At 64.5% G+C, this 16,767-nt stretch carries 17 protein-coding genes, 1 tRNA gene and 2 pseudogenes; 9 read left to right on the top strand and 11 right to left on the bottom strand.

The genetic code is table 11. From position 1 onward, the window contains the following. Positions 1 to 37: 37 nt before the first annotated feature. A complete protein-coding gene (locus tag FOM02_RS45135) occupies positions 38 to 601 on the bottom strand; it encodes a hypothetical protein (RefSeq protein ID WP_027559829.1) in 564 nt (187 codons plus the stop codon). A gap of 381 nt (positions 602 to 982) precedes the next feature. On the opposite strand from FOM02_RS45135, the gene FOM02_RS45130 reads away from it, so the two are divergent. Further along, the gene (locus tag FOM02_RS45130) at positions 983 to 1,642 is read left to right on the top strand and encodes a peroxiredoxin (RefSeq protein WP_027559830.1); all 660 of its coding nucleotides are present in this window, start codon (positions 983 to 985) and stop codon (positions 1,640 to 1,642) included. A gap of 143 nt (positions 1,643 to 1,785) precedes the next feature. On the opposite strand, the gene FOM02_RS45125 is transcribed toward FOM02_RS45130, so the two are convergent. Next, positions 1,786 to 3,516 (bottom strand): methyl-accepting chemotaxis protein, encoded by a 1,731-nt coding sequence (locus tag FOM02_RS45125; RefSeq protein WP_027559831.1) that lies wholly within the window; start codon positions 3,514 to 3,516, stop codon positions 1,786 to 1,788. A gap of 168 nt (positions 3,517 to 3,684) precedes the next feature. Here FOM02_RS45125 and FOM02_RS45120 point away from each other — a divergent pair. After that, positions 3,685 to 5,110: pseudogene (locus FOM02_RS45120) on the top strand (cryptochrome/photolyase family protein). Positions 5,111 to 5,164: 54 nt separating this feature from the next. Then, positions 5,165 to 5,443 (top strand): hypothetical protein, encoded by a 279-nt coding sequence (locus tag FOM02_RS45115; RefSeq protein ID WP_027559833.1) that lies wholly within the window; start codon positions 5,165 to 5,167, stop codon positions 5,441 to 5,443. 58 nt (positions 5,444 to 5,501) lie between these two features. On the opposite strand, the gene FOM02_RS45110 is transcribed toward FOM02_RS45115, so the two are convergent. The 3 genes from FOM02_RS45110 to FOM02_RS45100 all read right to left on the bottom strand — a co-directional run bounded on the left by FOM02_RS45110 (position 5,502) and on the right by FOM02_RS45100 (position 7,753). Beyond that, a complete protein-coding gene (locus tag FOM02_RS45110) occupies positions 5,502 to 6,245 on the bottom strand; it encodes a hypothetical protein (RefSeq protein ID WP_027559834.1) in 744 nt (247 codons plus the stop codon). Between the two features lie 97 nt (positions 6,246 to 6,342). Next, the gene (locus FOM02_RS45105) at positions 6,343 to 7,215 is read right to left on the bottom strand and encodes a DMT family transporter (RefSeq protein ID WP_027559835.1); all 873 of its coding nucleotides are present in this window, start codon (positions 7,213 to 7,215) and stop codon (positions 6,343 to 6,345) included. Positions 7,216 to 7,306: 91 nt separating this feature from the next. After that, on the bottom strand, positions 7,307 to 7,753 hold the full coding sequence (locus FOM02_RS45100) for a hypothetical protein (protein ID WP_027559836.1): 447 nt from the start codon (positions 7,751 to 7,753) through the stop codon (positions 7,307 to 7,309). Positions 7,754 to 8,045: 292 nt separating this feature from the next. Here FOM02_RS45100 and FOM02_RS45095 point away from each other — a divergent pair, with 292 nt between their 5' ends. Further along, on the top strand, positions 8,046 to 8,309 hold the full coding sequence (locus FOM02_RS45095; protein ID WP_027559837.1) for a hypothetical protein: 264 nt from the start codon (positions 8,046 to 8,048) through the stop codon (positions 8,307 to 8,309). A gap of 21 nt (positions 8,310 to 8,330) precedes the next feature. On the opposite strand, the gene FOM02_RS45090 is transcribed toward FOM02_RS45095, so the two are convergent. Next, positions 8,331 to 8,792 carry a host attachment protein gene (locus FOM02_RS45090; protein WP_027559838.1) on the bottom strand — a complete coding sequence of 154 codons (462 nt, stop codon included), beginning with the start codon at positions 8,790 to 8,792 and terminating at the stop codon, positions 8,331 to 8,333. A gap of 315 nt (positions 8,793 to 9,107) precedes the next feature. On the opposite strand from FOM02_RS45090, the gene FOM02_RS45085 reads away from it, so the two are divergent. The 3 genes from FOM02_RS45085 to FOM02_RS45075 all read left to right on the top strand — a co-directional run bounded on the left by FOM02_RS45085 (position 9,108) and on the right by FOM02_RS45075 (position 10,807). Then, the gene (locus FOM02_RS45085) at positions 9,108 to 9,386 is read left to right on the top strand and encodes a hypothetical protein (protein WP_027559839.1); all 279 of its coding nucleotides are present in this window, start codon (positions 9,108 to 9,110) and stop codon (positions 9,384 to 9,386) included. 53 nt (positions 9,387 to 9,439) lie between these two features. After that, entirely contained in the window at positions 9,440 to 9,697 is a 258-nt protein-coding gene (locus FOM02_RS45080) for a hypothetical protein (RefSeq protein WP_167336464.1), read from the top strand. Positions 9,698 to 9,841: 144 nt separating this feature from the next. Further along, complete coding sequence (locus FOM02_RS45075) at positions 9,842 to 10,807, top strand: AraC family transcriptional regulator (RefSeq protein WP_027559840.1); 966 nt, start codon at positions 9,842 to 9,844, stop codon at positions 10,805 to 10,807. 60 nt (positions 10,808 to 10,867) lie between these two features. Here FOM02_RS45075 and FOM02_RS45070 read toward each other — a convergent pair. From FOM02_RS45070 to FOM02_RS45060, 3 genes are all read right to left on the bottom strand, one after another. Further along, positions 10,868 to 10,944 (bottom strand) — tRNA-Arg (locus tag FOM02_RS45070). Positions 10,945 to 11,102: 158 nt separating this feature from the next. Continuing rightward, positions 11,103 to 11,576: a hypothetical protein gene (locus FOM02_RS45065; protein WP_027559841.1), complete on the bottom strand. Its 474-nt coding sequence runs from the start codon at positions 11,574 to 11,576 to the stop codon at positions 11,103 to 11,105. Positions 11,577 to 11,747: 171 nt separating this feature from the next. Next, a complete protein-coding gene (locus tag FOM02_RS45060) occupies positions 11,748 to 12,323 on the bottom strand; it encodes a hypothetical protein (RefSeq protein WP_027559842.1) in 576 nt (191 codons plus the stop codon). A 179-nt stretch (positions 12,324 to 12,502) separates the two neighbouring features. Here FOM02_RS45060 and FOM02_RS45055 point away from each other — a divergent pair, with 179 nt between their 5' ends. Then, entirely contained in the window at positions 12,503 to 12,889 is a 387-nt protein-coding gene (locus tag FOM02_RS45055; RefSeq protein WP_027559843.1) for a VOC family protein, read from the top strand. A gap of 49 nt (positions 12,890 to 12,938) precedes the next feature. On the opposite strand, the gene FOM02_RS45050 is transcribed toward FOM02_RS45055, so the two are convergent. Beyond that, complete coding sequence (locus FOM02_RS45050) at positions 12,939 to 13,439, bottom strand: hypothetical protein (RefSeq protein WP_027559844.1); 501 nt, start codon at positions 13,437 to 13,439, stop codon at positions 12,939 to 12,941. A 259-nt stretch (positions 13,440 to 13,698) separates the two neighbouring features. Here FOM02_RS45050 and FOM02_RS45045 point away from each other — a divergent pair, with 259 nt between their 5' ends. Continuing rightward, complete coding sequence (locus tag FOM02_RS45045; RefSeq protein WP_027559845.1) at positions 13,699 to 14,049, top strand: GrlR family regulatory protein; 351 nt, start codon at positions 13,699 to 13,701, stop codon at positions 14,047 to 14,049. Here FOM02_RS45045 and FOM02_RS45040 read toward each other — a convergent pair. After that, positions 14,050 to 16,735 (bottom strand): annotated as a pseudogene (locus tag FOM02_RS45040) (PAS domain S-box protein). Positions 16,736 to 16,767: the final 32 nt, after the last annotated feature.

The following is a 16,767-nucleotide window of genomic DNA, read 5'->3' as shown; positions in this document are numbered from 1 at the left end:
TCGCGCCCCGCAGCGCGAGGACATCTTAGTCTAGTTGTTACATGCCGATGTCGAACACGTTCGGCAGCTGGCCCGCCAGAGGCAGCGCGGTGGCGCCGAGGAACGTCGCCACCATCGCCATTAGGCGACGGTTGTTGTGGCGCTTGCCGCGCATCTGGCCGGCGATCCACTCCAGCATCTCGCTGTTGACCTTGGAGGCGTAGGCCGGCGCCCAGCTCTCGATGTCGGTCTCGGCCGAGAGCGCGACGCTGCGCGGCGGCACTTTCAGGCCCGAGGCGCTGGCCGCGTAATGGGCGACAGCCTTGGCCAGGAGGTCGTCGAAGCGTCCGCCATCGGTGCGCTCGGTTGCGGCCTCGTTGATCTCGAACAGGACTTCGGCCTCGGCGCGGCTGACCGGCTGGTCGTTGACGGCGGCGACAGTCAGGATGCGGGCGCACCAGGCAGTGTCATCGGCATCGAGCGCGCGCGAGAAATGGACCCGGCCCTTGGTGGTCGGGCCTTCGCCCGTGATCACGCCGTCGCGCACGATGGTCAGTGCATGGGCCGAGGTATCGCGGCAGGACGGCTCGAGGGACGGCAACTTAGGCGCAGGGGCAGACATAGTTCACTTCCAGATTTCTTCCGACCGACCAGCATTTTCATGCGGACGTAAAGGGGTGGTTAATGATTGACTAGGGGGATCGCGACTTTTCTCAATGGTTGCCGATTAGTCGCTACGAGGACCATTTCGGTTCCGGAGAGCGTCGGGCGAGCGTGATGCGGGTCATAAAAGGCTTTATCGGGGCAATCGAGACCGTGTGGCTCCGGTGGAGGTGTTTCGCCGCAGGCGCCCCTGTAACAGAAAGGTGCTAGAAAATCGGCCCTTCAGAGAAGGAATTCACATTTTACTTGAGCCCGTTCACTTGAGCTCGCTCACAGCCTATACTGACGGCCAGGGCTAGAGACGAATTCCAAAGTAAATTCAATGAGATGAGGTAGAACCATGACACTTCCGATCGGCGCCACCGCACCCGACTTCGAAGCCGAGACCACCGAAGGGAAGATCAAGTTCCACGACTGGATCGGCAGCAGCTGGGCGCTCCTGTTTTCGCACCCCAAGGACTTCACGCCGGTTTGTACGACCGAGCTCGGCGCGCTCGCCAAGCTGAAGCCGGAATTCGACAAGCGCGGCGTCAAGCTGATGGGCCTCTCGGTCGACCCGGTCGACCGTCACGCCAAATGGTCCGAGGACATCAAGGAGACGCAAGGCGCGGCTCCCAACTATCCGATGATCGGCGACACCGATTTCAACGTCTCGAAGCTCTATGAGATGCTGCCGGCTTCGACCTCGGGCGATCCCCTCACCCGCACCCCCGCCGACAACCAGACCGTCCGCAACGTCTTCATCATCGGGCCGGACAAGAAGATCAAGCTGGTGCTGGTCTATCCGATGACCACGGGCCGGAACTTCCAGGAAATCCTGCGCGTGATCGACTCGCTCCAGATGACCGCCAAGCACCGCGTCGCGACCCCCGCAGACTGGAAGCAGGGCGAGGACGTCATCATCGCGGGCTCGGTCTCGAACGATGAGGCCAAGACGATCTACCCGCAGGGCTGGAAAGAGCCGAAGCCCTACATCCGCATCGTGCCGCAGCCGAAATGACTTTTGGCGGTCGCGGGTAGCGACCGCAAAAAGTCATCCCGGGATGGTCCGAAGGACCAGACCCGGGATCTCGAGATTCTCTGGTGCGCAATTGCGCACCAGAGTTCGGTGCTTCGCACCGCCCCGGAATGACCGGGTGAAAACTAGGCCGCGTGCACGCGGTCCAGAAAGCCGTCGACCTCGGCCTTCAGGTGCAGGCTCTCGCCCGACAGCGCCTGGGCCGATGCAAACATCCGGCTCGACGTCTCCCCGGTCTCGCTCGCGCCCTTGGCTGCGTGCCGGACATTGACCGCAACATCGGCGGTGCCCGAAGCCGCGGCGCGCACGCTGGCCGCGATGTTCTGGGTCGCGCTCCGCTGCTGCTCGACCGCAGCCGAGATCGAGCTCGCGATGCCGCTGATGCGCTCGATGGTCTGGCCGATGCCCTTGACCGCGGCGACCGATTCCTCGGTTGCAAGCTGCATGCTGGCGATCTGGTTCGAGATCTCGTCGGTCGCTTTCGCGGTCTGACCGGCGAGCGTCTTGACCTCCTGGGCCACCACCGCAAAGCCGCGGCCGGCATCGCCCGCGCGCGCGGCCTCGATGGTGGCGTTGAGCGCCAGCAGGTTGGTCTGCTCGGCGATCGACGTGATCAGCTTGACGACGTCACCGATCCGCGCGCCTGCCTCGGAGAGCTGCGCGATGCGCTGATCGGTCGCTTCGGCCTGCCGCACGGCTTCTGCAGAGATCTCGTTCGATTCCTGCACCCTCCGGGTGATCTCGGAGATCGACTGGGACAGCTCGTCGGAGGCAGAGGCCGCCGAACGCACGTGATCGGAGGCGCTTTCGGACGCCCCGGCCGACTGCGCCGACAGCTCTGCCGTGGAGCGCGCGGTGTCGGTGAGCTGCCGCGCCACCCGCTCGAACTCGCCTGACGATGTCAGCACCTTGTCGAGAATGCCGCCGACGCTGCTGCGGAACTGCTCGACGAAATTGCGCAGCTCCGCCTTGCGCTGCTCGGCCGCGGCAGCCGTGGCCGCCGCCTGCTCGCTGCGCAGGCGCGCCCGCTCCAGTGAATTGCTTTTGAATACCGCGACCGTGCGGGCGATCTCCCCGATCTCGTCGGCGCGATCCTCGCACTCGATCGTGACGTCGCTTTGGCCTTCGGCCAGCGCCGTGAGCGAGCGCGCGACCGAGGTGAGCGGCCGGGTGACGCGGCGGACGATCACGAGAGTGAGGACCAGCACCAGCAGCGCGGCAAGCCCGGCGGCGGCCGCCATGCTCTCGATCGCCCGGGCCAGCATGCTCTCGAACTGGGCCATGGGGATGCCGACATAGAGAATGCCGGCGACCTTGCCGGCCCCGTCCACGACCGGGAAATAGGCGGTCATGAAGGACTTGCCGAACAGCGTGGCCGGCCCCTTATAGGCTTCGCCCCGGCGCAGCAGCGCCTGGCCCGGATGGTCGGCGGCAAGCTGGGTGCCGACGGCGCGGTCGCCATTCTCCTTCTTCACATTGGTCGAGCGACGCACGAACTGCCCGCTCGCATCGTCGAACACGAACAGGGTCGCATTGCCGTCGACATAGGACACCGCGCGATCGACGATGGCGTGATCCCTGAATTCGGGCATCCTGGGGATCTCGGCGCGCACCACCGCGCCGTCCCTCACCGTGATCTTGGCGTCGGGAGCGGTCTCGGCAAAAGCCAGCGCCAGCGTACGCAGATTGACCTCGATGTCGCGGAGCGCGCGATCATTGAAAGCGGAGGTGAGCGACCAATAGCCCGCTCCGACCACCAGTGCCGTGTTCAGGGCGATCAGCAGCACCGCGCACAGCACGGCCTTGGTGCCGAGCTTGAACTGCGGCAGGAACTTCGCCGTTGAAAGGCTGGACATGAATGGAATGACCCCCGTAATTCCTGCATATTGGTGCAATTGGCTTACGGCCCCATTAACGACGGTTCACAGCGCGGCCCGCGGCATGGTTTCCAAATTGTAAACGAGGCCCTCCTGACCCCGCCAAGCGCGCCGCCCATCATTGTCTGGTTCCGCGAAGACCTCCGGTTGTCGGATCACCCTGCCCTCCATGCCGCGGTAAAGACCGGCGCCCCGGTGATCTGCCTCTATGTGCTGGACGAGACCGCTGGACGGGCGCCGGGCGGCGCGGCGGCGCTGGGTGGCTGGCGCGGCGCGCTGGTGGCTGGCGCAGTCGCTGCGGGCGCTCGGCGCCGAGATCATCGCGCGCGGCGGGTCGCTGATCCTGCGCAGGGGAGCGGCGGCCAAAGTGATCTCCGGACTGGCTCGCGAGAGCGGCGCCCGCGCCGTCTTTTGGAATGTGATCGAGCAGGCGCCGCACAAGGCGGTTGAGAGCGAGCTCGAAGCGGCGCTGGCAAAGCTCGGCGTGGACTCGCAATGCTTTCCCGGTGACCTGCTGGCCCCGCCCTCCGCGATCCGCAACAAGGAAGGTCGGGGCCTGCGCGTGTTCACGCCGTTCTGGCGGCGCGTGCTGTCGCTCGGCGATCCGCCAAAGCCGCTGCCCGCACCGAAGCAGCTACATCCTGCACCGACGATCGCCGGCGACACATTGGAAAGCTGGCGGCTTGAGCCGGCCAAGCCGGACTGGGCGGGTGGCCTGCGCGAGACATGGACCCCCGGCGATGCCGCGGCCCACGCGCGGCTGCGCGACTTCCTCAAGCACACCGCCCGCTCCTATGTCGGCGATCGCGACCGTCCGGACCGCGAGGGCACCTCAGGCCTGTCGCCGCACTTGCGGTTCGGCGAGCTCAGCCCGCGCCAGGTCTGGCACACCGCGCGCTTTGCAGCGGCGGAGGATCCCGCGATCGGGCCCGGCATCGAAAAATTCCTGAGCGAGCTCGGCTGGCGCGAGTTCTGCCGCCACCTGCTGCACGATCATCCCGACCTCGCCACCGAAAACCTGCAAGCCAATTTCGACGCATTCCCCTGGAAGCGCGACAAGAAAGCGCTCGCCGCTTGGCAGCGCGGGGCCACCGGCTACCCGATCGTCGATGCTGGCCTGCGCGAGCTCTGGCACACTGGCGTGATGCACAACCGGGTCCGGATGGTGGTCGCATCCTTCCTGGTCAAGCACCTCCTGATCGACTGGCGCGACGGCGAGAGCTGGTTCTGGGACACGCTGGTCGATGCGGATGCCGGCAGCAATCCCGCCAACTGGCAATGGGTCGCCGGCTGCGGCGCCGATGCCGCGCCCTACTTCCGCGTGTTCAACCCAACACTCCAGGGCGAGAAGTTCGATCCTGATGGAAGGTATGTCCGGCGCTGGGTGCCGGAGTTGAAGGAGCTACCGGCAAAGCTGATCCACCAGCCTTGGCAAGCAACGCCGATCGAACTTGCCAGCGCCGACGTCACGCTCGGCAAGACCTATCCGAAAGCAATCATCGATCACACCAGGGGACGCGAGCGCGCACTCGCGGCCTACGCAAAGATCCGCAAAGGTCGAGCGTTGCTTTGACACAATTATGAAACCCGCTATCGTCATCGCTCCATACAAACCGTGGGGGACGATATGGACGAAGAGAAGCCGATCACCGAACAGGCGATGGAGACGATCACCGCCGCCGTGGAAACGACCAAGGATGCCGCAGTCACTGCCGTCAAGCAGGTCCGGAAAGCCGCCAAGAAGGTCGCGAAGAAAGTAGCGCGGAAGAAGGCGAAGAAGTCTTCGAAGAAGGCCGCAAAGAAGTCGTCGAAGAAGGCGGCCAAGAAGACCGCGAAGAAGGCGGTGAAGAAATCCGCGAAGAAGGCCGCAAAAAAGAAAAAGAAGGCCAAGAAGTCCAAGCGTTGATCGCAAGGTCGAGCACGTCTCCGGGTGCGGGCGCGCCCGGAGACGGCTCCAGCAATACCTACCCTCGCCGTTTGGCCGCCCGCCGGCCCGGGTGATGCTCTCCTTGCGGATCGCGGAATTCGCTGCGATGACCGCGCCGGTCCTCGGCGTTGAAGCGCCGCCGCTTTTCGGGCGAGCCGAACGCCTTGATCACCTTCCTGCCGTTGACCTTCTTGATGACGTAGCCGCCCTCGGTCATCGAGAACGGCTCCCTCAGTGTACCCTTGTGGTCGAACTTGGTGCCGCGGGGATGCTTGAATGGCTCGAACCAGGACGGGTAGACGAAGTTCGACATCTCGAAGCCGCCGACGCGGAAGGAATCCTCCTCCACGGCGTCGCAGACCTCATAGGCATATTGGGTGTTCGGATTCTTGTCGGCCCAGAGATTGGCCATGGGGTCGAGCACCATCTCGAACAGCTCGTGCGAGGCAGCGACGCTGACCGGCTCGCCGCCGAGCGCCTTGACGAATATTTTCGAGATCGGCTGGCCGCGATGGGTCAGCTCGTGGCGCCCGAGCATGTTCTTGTGCGAGGCATCGTCGAAATAGACCAGCTGCCAATCCGTCGGCTTCGGCGTCCGGGTGACATAGAGATCGACCGGATAGCCCCATACGGGCAGGAAGTGCTTGTCGTAGCATTTCTGCAGCGCCGCGGTAAGCCGGCTCATCATGCGGCCACTGATCGACTCCTCCGCGTAGTTGATGCAGGCAATCCGGACCGGCTTCAGGGACCGGCCGAGCAGCGCACGTCTCGCCTTCTTCATGGAAATCACCGTGTCAAAGGGGAAGCTGAAATGGGTTCAGCCTAACACGGCGCATCCTGCACGTCAGGGATGTATTCCGCCGCACCTCACCATCCGCCTAGAACCGCCGGTTGACCACGAACACCGCGGCTGCGCACATCGCCATGCCGGCAATCGCCAGCGCATCGAGTTTCTCGCCGAACAGCAGATAGGCCATCAGCGCGGTCACCGCCGGCACCAGATAGAACAGGCTCGCAACCGAGGTCGCCGCGGCGTGGCGGATCAGCCAGTACAGCAGCCCGATCGATCCGATCGAGAGCGCGACGGCAAGCCAGGCCAACGCGAGCACGAACTCGCGCGTCCAGTGCACCACGCGGTCCTCGAACAGGAAGGCGCCAATTGCGAAGAAGACGGTGACGGAGACGTATTGCACGAGATTGCCCGCGCGCCAGTCGATGTGGTTGCAGTAGCGGCGCTGATAGAGCGTGCCGAGCGTGATGCTGATCAGAGAGACCACCGAGGCGAGCCAGCCGAGCCCGGCTTCGCCGGTCATCGGGCGGTTGTGCAGGATCATCACCACGCCGCCGAGACCCAGCACGAGCCCGCCCCATTGCACCGGCGTCACCTTCTCGCCGAGCCAGCGGTTGGCGATGGTCGAGGTCAGGATAGGCTGCAGGCCCGGAATCAGCGCCGAGAGTCCGGCCGGGATCGAATGCGCGATCGCGATCGCGGTGCCGCCGAGATAGAAGCCATGAACGAGGATCCCGGCAACTGCGCTATGCGCAATGCCGGCACGATCCGGCCATTTCGGCCGCGCGATGCCGGCGATGATCGCCATCAGGCCGACCACGATCGCCATGCGGATGGCGAGATAGGTCAAGGGATCGGCGTTGTTGATGACGTATTTGGTGCCGATGAATCCGGTGCTCCAGAGCACGACGAACAGGATCGGCGCGGCGCGGGCGGTCAGGGCTTCTTGATTATGGTTCATTGCCGCCCTCATGCCTGATGGGGGCCTATGCGGCAATGCGAATTTGTACCTGAGCGGTGTTGCGCTGCGGCAGGCGGCTCAGCTCAGCCGCTCACCATTCTTCCGGACAAGGGTCGATGATCTTCCAGAGCTCGACGCCGTTTTTGATCTTCTTCATATCGGTCGTGAGCCCGCCATTGCGGCGGATCCAGTCCTTCACTGAATCAGGGTAGTAGGACATCAGGTCGGACGTCCCCTCCGCGCTGGTGACCTTGATGCCGAAGGTGAAGGCCTTGTCGTAATAGGCCTGGTGGAAGCCGAGGCTCGCCTTCGGCGTCACGCAGATCTTGTTCATCGGCACGATGCCGAGCACCAGGGTGCAGGCCGAGTTGCAGATGCCGTCGATGATGACGCGCTCGCCCTTGTCGCGGACGCGCTTGTACTTGACCTTGTACTCCTCGACATAGCCGCCGTGATCACGGGTGATGTGCAACTCGGCTCGCGCCGGCGTGGCGGCGGCGACGGAGAGCAACAGCAAGCTCAGAAGCGTGATGCGCATGGCGGCGTGACGGCGACAGCCTTCAGGAATGGACCGGCCTCAAAGGAGCCCCATAAGGCCGGCGGCAGGATTCTTGATCGAATTCTCTTTGGTCATACTTGTGTGGGGAATTCGTTAAGCATCCCGAAAAGGCCAAAAATGGGCAGCCCTGGAGGCCATTTCCGGCAATTCTGTCACACCCTCCCCGGAATCTGCAGGATTGGCCTCGTTTTCGGACCTTCGGACGGGTGCCCCGGCGGCCCGAAATGGCTATAGATGAGCGACCTATTCGCGCGGGTTCCGGAGAATCGAGATGAGCAAGTTGACGCTTGTAGCCGCAGTTGCTGCCCTGTCGGCCGCAATCCTGGTCCCTGGCCTTGCAGAAGCGCGGGGACATCACCGGTACCACCGCTATCACGCCAACCCGCTGCCCTACCCGATCAGCTATCTGCACAATTACGGCCCCGGCATCACGCCCGGCACCTTCGCCTTTTACGACGGCCCGTCGACCAACCACTGCTACCGCAGCGCCGCCGCCTATGTCGGTCAGGACCGCCGCCGGCACCCCTGCTTCTGAGGGGCGCCAGCGCGGGCATCGCTATCGGCCGGCGCCCGACCGCAGCAGCTGCTTCTCGATCTCGTAGACCGGCAGCTTGACGAGGTCCTTGCCGACCTCGCCTTGCAGCGCCTTGCGCAGGACGTCCGAATAGTCGGCGCGGATCATGCCGAGCGCGCGTGGTGAGGCTACCATGGTCAGGGCCGAGGTCTCGCCCGTACTGACGGCGGCATCGAGCCGGCCAGCAAGGCTCCGCAGGAAGGCGCGCTCGGCCTCATCGTGCCAGTCGGTCTGCTCGACCGAACTGCGAGCGCCACCGGCCGCCCCATGCAATCGACCCGGCGCATCGCTTCCTTGTGCGCTGGTCGCCGGATTGGGCTGCTCGTGCACCTCCCTGGTGTGGAGGTTCGGAAACATCTCGTCGCCGCGGTTTTCCAGAATGAGCGCCTTGCGCCCGTCGCACACGACCAGCCAATCACCCTTGTCCAATCTCATTTTATCCATTTGCACAGCTCCAAGCATCTTGCGGGCCCGTCCTTCGCGTTTCTCGAAAGACTGGTCACCGCGACAAGACTAGGGATGAAGCCGCATAGATGAATTGCGCAAGATCAAGCATGACCGCGATGTTCTGCGGGCCAACAGCAGGGCAGATGCAGCATTGGTCATGTGTGCGAACCTGGGATAGTCTGGCGAGACTAAACAAGTTCAGACTTGGGGCGAACGGCTGAAGATTTGTTCATCAGTATTACATTTCGGTTCCGCCACAATTTGATCAGAACAACTTCGATATCCTGCATCGCGTAAGCAGAGGAAGACATCATGAATCTCAAGATTGGCCTCGTCGCCGCGTCCCTGTTCGGTGCTCTCGCGGCATCGCCGGCGGCGTCCGCCATGCCCATTGCGCCCGCGCCTGCGGCACCGCAGGTCTCCGGCGTCGAGCAGGTCCGCATGGTCTGCAACGCCTGGGGACGGTGCTGGTGGCGCCCGAACTACTATGGATATTACGGGCCACGGCCATATTACGGCCCACAGTATTATGGGCCCCGCTATTACGGTCCGCGCTACTATGGTTATTACGGCGGCTATCGCCGCTGGTGACATTCGAAGGGGCCCTCGAGGCCCCTTCGCTTTTGCGGAATCGAAAACTGCCTATGCGTACCGGCGCGATCGCCTGGAGCGCTTACAAAACTGATCTAGATCAAAGTGGAAATCCGCCAAGCCGTCATTCTGCGACGATGGCCGATTTGATCGTTTTTCGATGCCCGCAGACGGGCATGAATGTGCAGACGCATCTGGAAAGGCAGCAGAGACAGGAGGGACGCAGCTTTGCGTCCTTCGCCTGTCCCGCCTGCACGCGGCTGCATTTCATCGACCTCGCCTCCGGCCAGCCGATGAGCCGGGAACGTTGACGGTGACATTGGCCTGACCACCCTTGGCATGATGTCCGCAATACTACGGCCCGGAATCCGGTTTACTGAAGCCGGATGTTTCGCCATTGATGGCAAAGTGCCGACATTCATTTCATTGTCACATTGCAGCAGCCGGCCTGACGTATGTTGTTCGACGCCCTTGTCCCGTCCTCCGCGCTTCAACTGATCGGCTTTGCCGACGTCGATGCGTTTCGGCCGATCGAGTCGATGGAGGACGCGAGAAGCATTCCGCTCGACGTCTTGAACTTCGCCGCAGCCCGCGCCGTCGTTTCGCTGCCGGCATGCCGCATCATCGTGATGAAGTCATTCGCGCGCATCCTCGACGCTGCCTATCGGATGCCGGGCGGGATGGTGATCCTGTCCATGACCGACGACCTTCAGGTCAATGCCAACGGAATGGATCTCGACGCGCGCTTCTTCGTTGCGCTCCGCGGCAACGAAGAGTGCCATTTCGTCGAACCGCAGACCAATCATTATGCGATGATCATCTTCTCTCCCGGCCTGAAAGACCGGGGTTGGTTCGACCATGCCGACGATCTGCGGGCCTATGTCGCCAACAGGCCCGCGCTGCTGCACACGCGGCAGCTGCTGCTCGACATTCTGCGAACCGCATCGGTGCAGCCGTTCCTGTTCGAAACCACCGAGGCCGCCGCCCATCTCCAGGAGGGCCTGCTGCTCGCGCTCGATGACTTGTTCCGGATCGAGCCGCCCTCGCATCGGACCGCCTCGGTTCAGGCCGACCGGTCGGCCAAACTGGTGCAACGGATCGACGACTACGTCGCAGCCTATCCGACCGCCCCGATTTACACCGCCGATCTCGCCGGCGAGTTCGGCGTCTCGATCCGCACGCTCGGCGGCGCGGTCAGCCAAGTGCGCGGCATGAGCCTGCACCAGTACATCCGTCTCAAAAGGCTATGGGCCACCCGCGCCCGGCTCCTGAAAGGCGGCGGTGCCACCGTCGCCACATGCGCGCGCGCCCAGGGTTTCCATCATCTCGGCGAGTTCGCCGCGGCCTATCGCGCGACGTTCCACGAGGCGCCCTCCGACACGCTGGCGCGGGGCCGGCAGACCAGGTTTTCGGCGGACTGACCGGCAGGCCTTGCGGCGATGACCCGGAACCCGGCACGCGGGCAGGACAAAGCAAAGGCGTGGCGCGCTCGGAAGGATTCGAACCTCCGACCCTCGGAATCGAAATCCGATGCTCTATCCAGCTGAGCTACGAGCGCCCTGGCCCGTCCGTAGGGCCGCAACCGAGAAGCGCCGGGGACCGCGACTGGCGAGCCAGCAAGGCGGGCGGCGTTCGGACGGCTTCGAATTAGCAGAGAGACTGGCCAATAAAAAGCCCTCCCGGTCTCGTTTCGAGCCAGCCGGGTCAGAGCCGTTCTTACCAGGTGCTGTTGAAGAAGCCGAACTGCGGCCGCTGCGCCATCACCATCATAGGCTGACCGCGCTGCGGAGCCGGATGCGCCCGGGCGACCTTGCGCTTGACCGGGGCCTGCGGCTTGAGGTCGGCTTTCTTGGTAGCATCAGCCTTTGAGCCTGGGGTGAACTGGGCGAACGTCTCGCGTACCCGTGCCTTGGCCGACATCTCCGCAAGGGCGGCTGCCGACGCGGCGTCCGGCGGCTGAGGCGCCGCCACGGCTGTTTTCACCACAGGCGCCGCAATCGTCGGCTGGGTGGTGTCGAGCACGACACGCTCAGGCAGGTGGCGATCGGACCTGATCCGGATCAGCGGTTGATCATTGCTTGCGGTGGCAACAGCCTGTGCCACGGGTGCCGCCGGCACCAGGTAGCTGACCGCGAACAACAGTGCGAGCAAAGCTCCACCGACATAGACGAAATACCGAAAGATGGGCATTGGCCGCACTCCGCCCCCCGCATCCCCGCGTGGGCTCTCCGCCTTAACAGGCGATACTCTAATTGGTTCCTAGCCCGGCCCTTTGGTTCAATTGGCAACGCCAAGATTTTTGGCCAAGGGGTGCGGAGGGCTGCGGACGGTAACTTTTCCGCTACCGGAGGACGCCGTCTTTCAGGTGCGCCGTGCTGCGACCAGCGAACATTTCGCTTGATCCGCGTTCACGTTGACGAAGCCGACGGAGACGCGCGCAAACGTCTTGCGGCTCTTCATGTTGACGGGCTCGGCCAGCACGCGGGTGCGATCGGTGAGATGGCTGCCGTCGCGTCGTGCGAATGCGCAAACGATCTCGATATCCTTTACGGCATAGTCGTTGTCGTTTCGCAGCGTGAACGTCACCAGTGCCTTCGAGCCGAGGCCGCCGCGGCGCCAGGTCTGTGATGAAATCCTGAGATGACCGAGTTCGGCCATTGCCGACGGCGCCTGGGCTTCAGAAGCCGGCGTGACCGCTGCTGATGCATCGCCCGAAGGCGTCGTCTCGACGGATGCAAGCTCAGGCTTCGCCGGCTCGGCGCTGTTGCCCTTGGAAAGAGGCAGCAGCATCCAGACACCGCAGCCGACGATGATGGCCGCCAGCAACCATAAAAGACTGCGGCCGAATGAGACGCTCGCGATCGTCACGCTCCGCGCCAGCCGCTCGCCGCTCCCGGCGAAACGTCCCAAACCGATACGGTCAAGCCTGGCGTTCATCGTTGCACCGATAGCGACCACAGCCCGTTGGACGACAGATCTGGCCGCTGTTTACCTTAATCCGGCAGACGAACTAAGGTTCCCGCGCTTCAGCCGAGTCGGCAAGGGCGGTGGCGATCATCCTCCTGGGCCGCTAACATGCACTGCAACATCGAAAGACCCTGTCGGGAGAACAAGACATGCCATTCGTCGTCACCTGGGATCACGTCCATCTGCGCAGCCCCGATCCGGAGGCCACGGCGACCTGGCTGCGGGACGTCTTGGGTGGTGAGATCGTGCACGCTCCCGGGCGGATCGACGTGAACCTCGGCGGCGCAAAAATCTTCATCGCGCCGCTTGAGGGCGACAACGCCGTCAACCCGCCGCCCCCGCACCCGCATCAAGGCCTCGACCATTTCGGCCTCACGGTGAAGGACATCGATGCCGTCGCGGCCGAGATCAAGGCCAAGGGCGTCACCTTCACGCGCGAGCCGACCACGATCCGCCCCGGCGTGCGCATATGCTTCATCCGCGGCCCGGAAGGCATCTCCATCGAGCTGCTCGAGCGCGACAAGAAATACACCTGACGCAAGCCGCATCAGGCATCAGCCGCCGCGCGAGCACCGTGCGGTGGCGCTACGTCATGCTACCGGGCATGAAGCAGCGGATGGTCACGCCCATGTAGCCGTAGATCGGCCACACCATGGTGCGCCCCACCCGGTTCGGCTCCGAGATCACGGCCTCCTCGGGCACGTCGACCCAGACCATCTCCTGCTGCTGCTGGCGATCGAGCATGGAGCCCGAACGCGGGATGCGGACGCGATAGTGCCCGTCCTTGCTCTCCCAGTCGGTATCCGAGAGCGCCGAGCCGTCGGCATCGGAGCAGCACGGCCCCTTGCCGCTGCGCAGGCCGTCGAACCAGGCCTTCAGATCGGCGTTGGTGTTGACGAACTGGCCGCGGTCGCGCGCGTGCCCGAACGGGGCAGCGAGCGCGATCAGCGCGATTGCGCAGGCCAGCTTCGTCACACCTCGCCAGCGTGCCGCGCTGCCAATCCGCCATCGTTCGTTTTTGCAAATCGTGGGACGCGCACTGTATAGACGCGGCTCATCGCCGCCGGAATCGATCCAGTTGCTCACGTTTGTCTTGCTCCAGCACCCCGCGGCCAGTGCAACAATGGTTATGCATTTCGCGGGCCAACTTGATTCGCAACGACTGGCCTCGCCTCATGATGAGACCGTCATATCGGTGTCACAGACAAGTCGGGACAATTACGGTGCGCGTTGCGGGGACAGCTTGGCGGCCGGCAAACTGCCGCGTTGCGCGCGGGATTGCGCTTTGGCATAAAAGCTTTACCGGTTGCGCCATTGGGCGATGGCGGCCGGCCTACGGGACGTTATGAAGAACGGCCTCTATTCGATTCACGTGAGTCTGCTCGATGGTCGAGTCGGCAAGGGCAGCGGCGTGATTCTGTTTCGCGACGGCAGGATTCTTGGCGGCGACGCCTACCTGTTTTACACCGGCAGCTACACCGTGAAGGACAACACCTTCAAGGGCGAGGTGCTGGTGCAGCGCCACACCTCGCCGCGGGGCGATGACAATCCGTTGTTCGGAGGCCCTGCCCCAGTCGGCATCGGCGTCAGCGGCACCTTCACAGACACTCGCGCGGAGATGACCGGCACGGCTCTCGTCGGCAAGGCCAGCCAGATCTTCGGCGCCACCCTGCACCGGCTCGCTGACGCCGATTAGCTATTCCGCGGCCTGCTCAAGCGGCGCGGTGCGCGGCAGGATCATCTGGATACGCGTGCCGCCGCCGGGCTCGGAATCGAGATCGAGCCGCCCGCCGAGGCGATTGGTGACGATGCTGTAGACGATGTGCAGGCCGAGGCCGGTGCCGCCCTGGTCGCGCCGGGTCGTGAAAAACGGATCGAACGCGCGGCGGCGAACGTCGAGCGACATGCCGCAGCCATTGTCCGAGAAGATGATCTCGACATTGTCCTTGCCGGACTCGCGCACCTGGATGTCGATGGTCCCGGGACGGCCGTCCGGGAAGGCGTGTGCCACCGAATTGAGAAACAGGTTGGTCAGCACCTGGCCGTAGGGACCGGGATAGCTGTTCATGGTGAGATCCGGCTGGCACTCGACGTTGAGCGTCAGATTGTGCTTGCGCAGGCCCGGCCGCAAACTCATCACCACCTGCTCGGTGAGGTCGCCGAGATCGAAATTGCGCTGGTCCGAATAGTTGCGGTCGGCCGCGACCTGCTTGAACGACTGGATCAGCTCGGCGGCGCGGTTGAGGTTAGAGACGAGCTGCGAGGAGGCATCGCGGCTGGTGTTGAGGAAGTCGTTGAGCGTGGAGCGGCGAAGCTCGCCGCGCTCGACCTCGGAGGTAAACGTCGCGGTCTTGCGTTCCAGCGCGGAGGCGACCGTGAGGCTGATGCCGACGGGATTGTTGACCTCATGCGCGACGCCGGCGACGAGGCGTCCGAGCGCCGCGAGCTTCTCCGCCTCGATCAGCGAGGCCTGGGTCTCGCGCAGATTGCGCAGCGCGGTCTCGGCGGATTCCTTGGCTTTGCGCATCTCCTGCTCGCCGCGCTTGCGCTCGCCGATGTCGAGCGCGACGGTGACGATCCGCTCGATCTCGCCGTCGGCGTCGAGCAGCGGCAGCTTGTTGACCAGCCATTGCCGCATGTTGCCGGCGGCGTCCTTGTACTCCTCCTCGTAGAAGCCGAGCCCCTTGCGCAGCCTGAGCACGCGCTTGTCGTTCTCGTCGGTCTTGGCCGCGCCGTAGCGCGACATCAGGTCCGCGGTGGTGCGGCCAAGCGCGTCACCGGGCTCGATGCCGAAGATGCCGGCCATGTAGCGGTTCATCAGCACGTAGCGCAGGTCGCGGTCCTTGACATTGATGACCGCCGGCACGGTATCGATAACCTGCTGGAGCAGACGCCGGCCTTCGGCGATGGCGTCTTCCGCCCGCTTCTGGTCGGTGATGTCGCGCAGCGTGCCCTCGTAGCGGACGATGTTGCCCTGCTCGTCCCGCACGCCGGTGGCGCTATCGGAGAGCCACAGGATGTTGCCGCTGCGCTGGCGCACCTGGTACTCGAACTCGCGCACCATGCCGTCGCGCGCCATCAGCCGCTGATACTCGTCGCGCGCCTCGGGAAGGACGTAGATGGTGTGGGCGATGTCGTTGATACTGTCGATCAGGTGCTGCGGGCTGTCATAGCCCATCATCCGCGCCAGCGCCGGATTGGCGTTGAGGAGGTCGCCGGCCGGCGTCGTCACGTAGATGCCGTCGACCGAGCCCTCGAACAGCTTCCGATAGCTCTCTTCCGCAAGGCGCTGCTCGGTGAGCGCGCGCACCGCCGCCTCGCGCGCGGTGTCGGCCTCCTCCAGCGCGCGGCGGAACACTTCGGCTGCGCGCGCGATGTCGCCGATCTCGTTGTCGAGGTCGGCCGAGGGAATCGAGGTGTTCTTCTCGCCGGCCGCGAGCGCGCGAATGGATCGCGCGATCTTTGCCAGCGGCCGGACGGTCCGCCGTACCACGAAGGCGGCCGCGACCATGCCGATCAGCACGCCGACGCTGCCGAGCACGATGCTCTGCCACCGCGCCTCCGCAAGCGTGCGGGCGAAGTCGCGTGACAGCACGTGGCCGCGGCGGTCGCTGACATCGCGCAGCAGTTCGGTGACGCGGCCGATCAGCCGGCCTTCGGTGCCCAGCACCTCGCGGTCGATGTCTGCGATCTGCCGCTCCCGGACGGCGACCGCGATGATGGCCTCGGCATAGTCGTTGACGGCCGTCTTCAACCCGCTATCGGCGATGTCCATCGTCCGCATGCCCTGCGCCGCCTGCTCGGCCGCGGAGGGATTGCGCGCCAGCAGGCCGAGCGCGATCCGGCTCTGCGCCTCGGACAGGCGGGGCCAGCTCGCGGTCCGCGGTGCCTGACACGGCCGCGTCGAACCGGTCGCGCAGCGGTGGCAGGCCGGCGAGCAGCTGGGCGCGTCGGTCGATCAGGGTCGAGATCCGCTCCAGGCCGCTGCGATAGGTCGCCAGCCGCTCGGTAACCCCGTCGATCATGTCCTGCTGCTCGGGCGCGAGCTCGATGCGGGTCTTCTTCAGGATGTCGCTGAGGGTCGAGGCCGCCTCGCCCACCTGCTTGAACTGGATGCCGGCGCCGGGATCAGTGACGAAGTCGCGCGCGGCGAGCCGCAGCTCGTTCATGCGGCGGTCGATGTCCTCGGCGAGGTCGCCGACGCTCTGGAGCCGCTGGAGCTCGGCGAAGGTCGTGTCGATGTGCCGGATCGCGATCACGCTCGCGGTCGAGGTGACGAGGATCACCGCCAGCACCAGGAGGAAGCTGCCGAAGGTGAGCTGGCCGATGGAGAGCGAGAATGTTCGCTTTTTCTCAGGGGTCGGCGTCAATTCGGCGGACATTGGTGTTTTGAGGACCGGGCTACTGGTAGCCC

It is taken from the genome of Bradyrhizobium sp. SEMIA (assembly GCF_014844175.1).
Classification (GTDB): domain Bacteria; phylum Pseudomonadota; class Alphaproteobacteria; order Rhizobiales; family Xanthobacteraceae; genus Bradyrhizobium; species Bradyrhizobium arachidis.
This window is presented reverse-complemented; position numbering and strand designations above follow the sequence as displayed.

Coding starts and splice junctions, on each gene's coding strand:
- FOM02_RS45135 (WP_027559829.1), bottom strand. CDS start 601: ATGTCTGCCCCTGCGCCTAAGTTGCCGTCCCTCGAGCCGTCCTGCCGC.
- FOM02_RS45130 (WP_027559830.1), top strand. CDS start 983: ATGACACTTCCGATCGGCGCCACCGCACCCGACTTCGAAGCCGAGACC.
- FOM02_RS45125 (WP_027559831.1), bottom strand. CDS start 3,516: ATGTCCAGCCTTTCAACGGCGAAGTTCCTGCCGCAGTTCAAGCTCGGC.
- FOM02_RS45115 (WP_027559833.1), top strand. CDS start 5,165: ATGGACGAAGAGAAGCCGATCACCGAACAGGCGATGGAGACGATCACC.
- FOM02_RS45110 (WP_027559834.1), bottom strand. CDS start 6,245: ATGAAGAAGGCGAGACGTGCGCTGCTCGGCCGGTCCCTGAAGCCGGTC.
- FOM02_RS45105 (WP_027559835.1), bottom strand. CDS start 7,215: ATGAACCATAATCAAGAAGCCCTGACCGCCCGCGCCGCGCCGATCCTG.
- FOM02_RS45100 (WP_027559836.1), bottom strand. CDS start 7,753: ATGCGCATCACGCTTCTGAGCTTGCTGTTGCTCTCCGTCGCCGCCGCC.
- FOM02_RS45095 (WP_027559837.1), top strand. CDS start 8,046: ATGAGCAAGTTGACGCTTGTAGCCGCAGTTGCTGCCCTGTCGGCCGCA.
- FOM02_RS45090 (WP_027559838.1), bottom strand. CDS start 8,792: ATGGATAAAATGAGATTGGACAAGGGTGATTGGCTGGTCGTGTGCGAC.
- FOM02_RS45085 (WP_027559839.1), top strand. CDS start 9,108: ATGAATCTCAAGATTGGCCTCGTCGCCGCGTCCCTGTTCGGTGCTCTC.
- FOM02_RS45080 (WP_167336464.1), top strand. CDS start 9,440: ATGCGTACCGGCGCGATCGCCTGGAGCGCTTACAAAACTGATCTAGAT.
- FOM02_RS45075 (WP_027559840.1), top strand. CDS start 9,842: ATGTTGTTCGACGCCCTTGTCCCGTCCTCCGCGCTTCAACTGATCGGC.
- FOM02_RS45065 (WP_027559841.1), bottom strand. CDS start 11,576: ATGCCCATCTTTCGGTATTTCGTCTATGTCGGTGGAGCTTTGCTCGCA.
- FOM02_RS45060 (WP_027559842.1), bottom strand. CDS start 12,323: ATGAACGCCAGGCTTGACCGTATCGGTTTGGGACGTTTCGCCGGGAGC.
- FOM02_RS45055 (WP_027559843.1), top strand. CDS start 12,503: ATGCCATTCGTCGTCACCTGGGATCACGTCCATCTGCGCAGCCCCGAT.
- FOM02_RS45045 (WP_027559845.1), top strand. CDS start 13,699: ATGAAGAACGGCCTCTATTCGATTCACGTGAGTCTGCTCGATGGTCGA.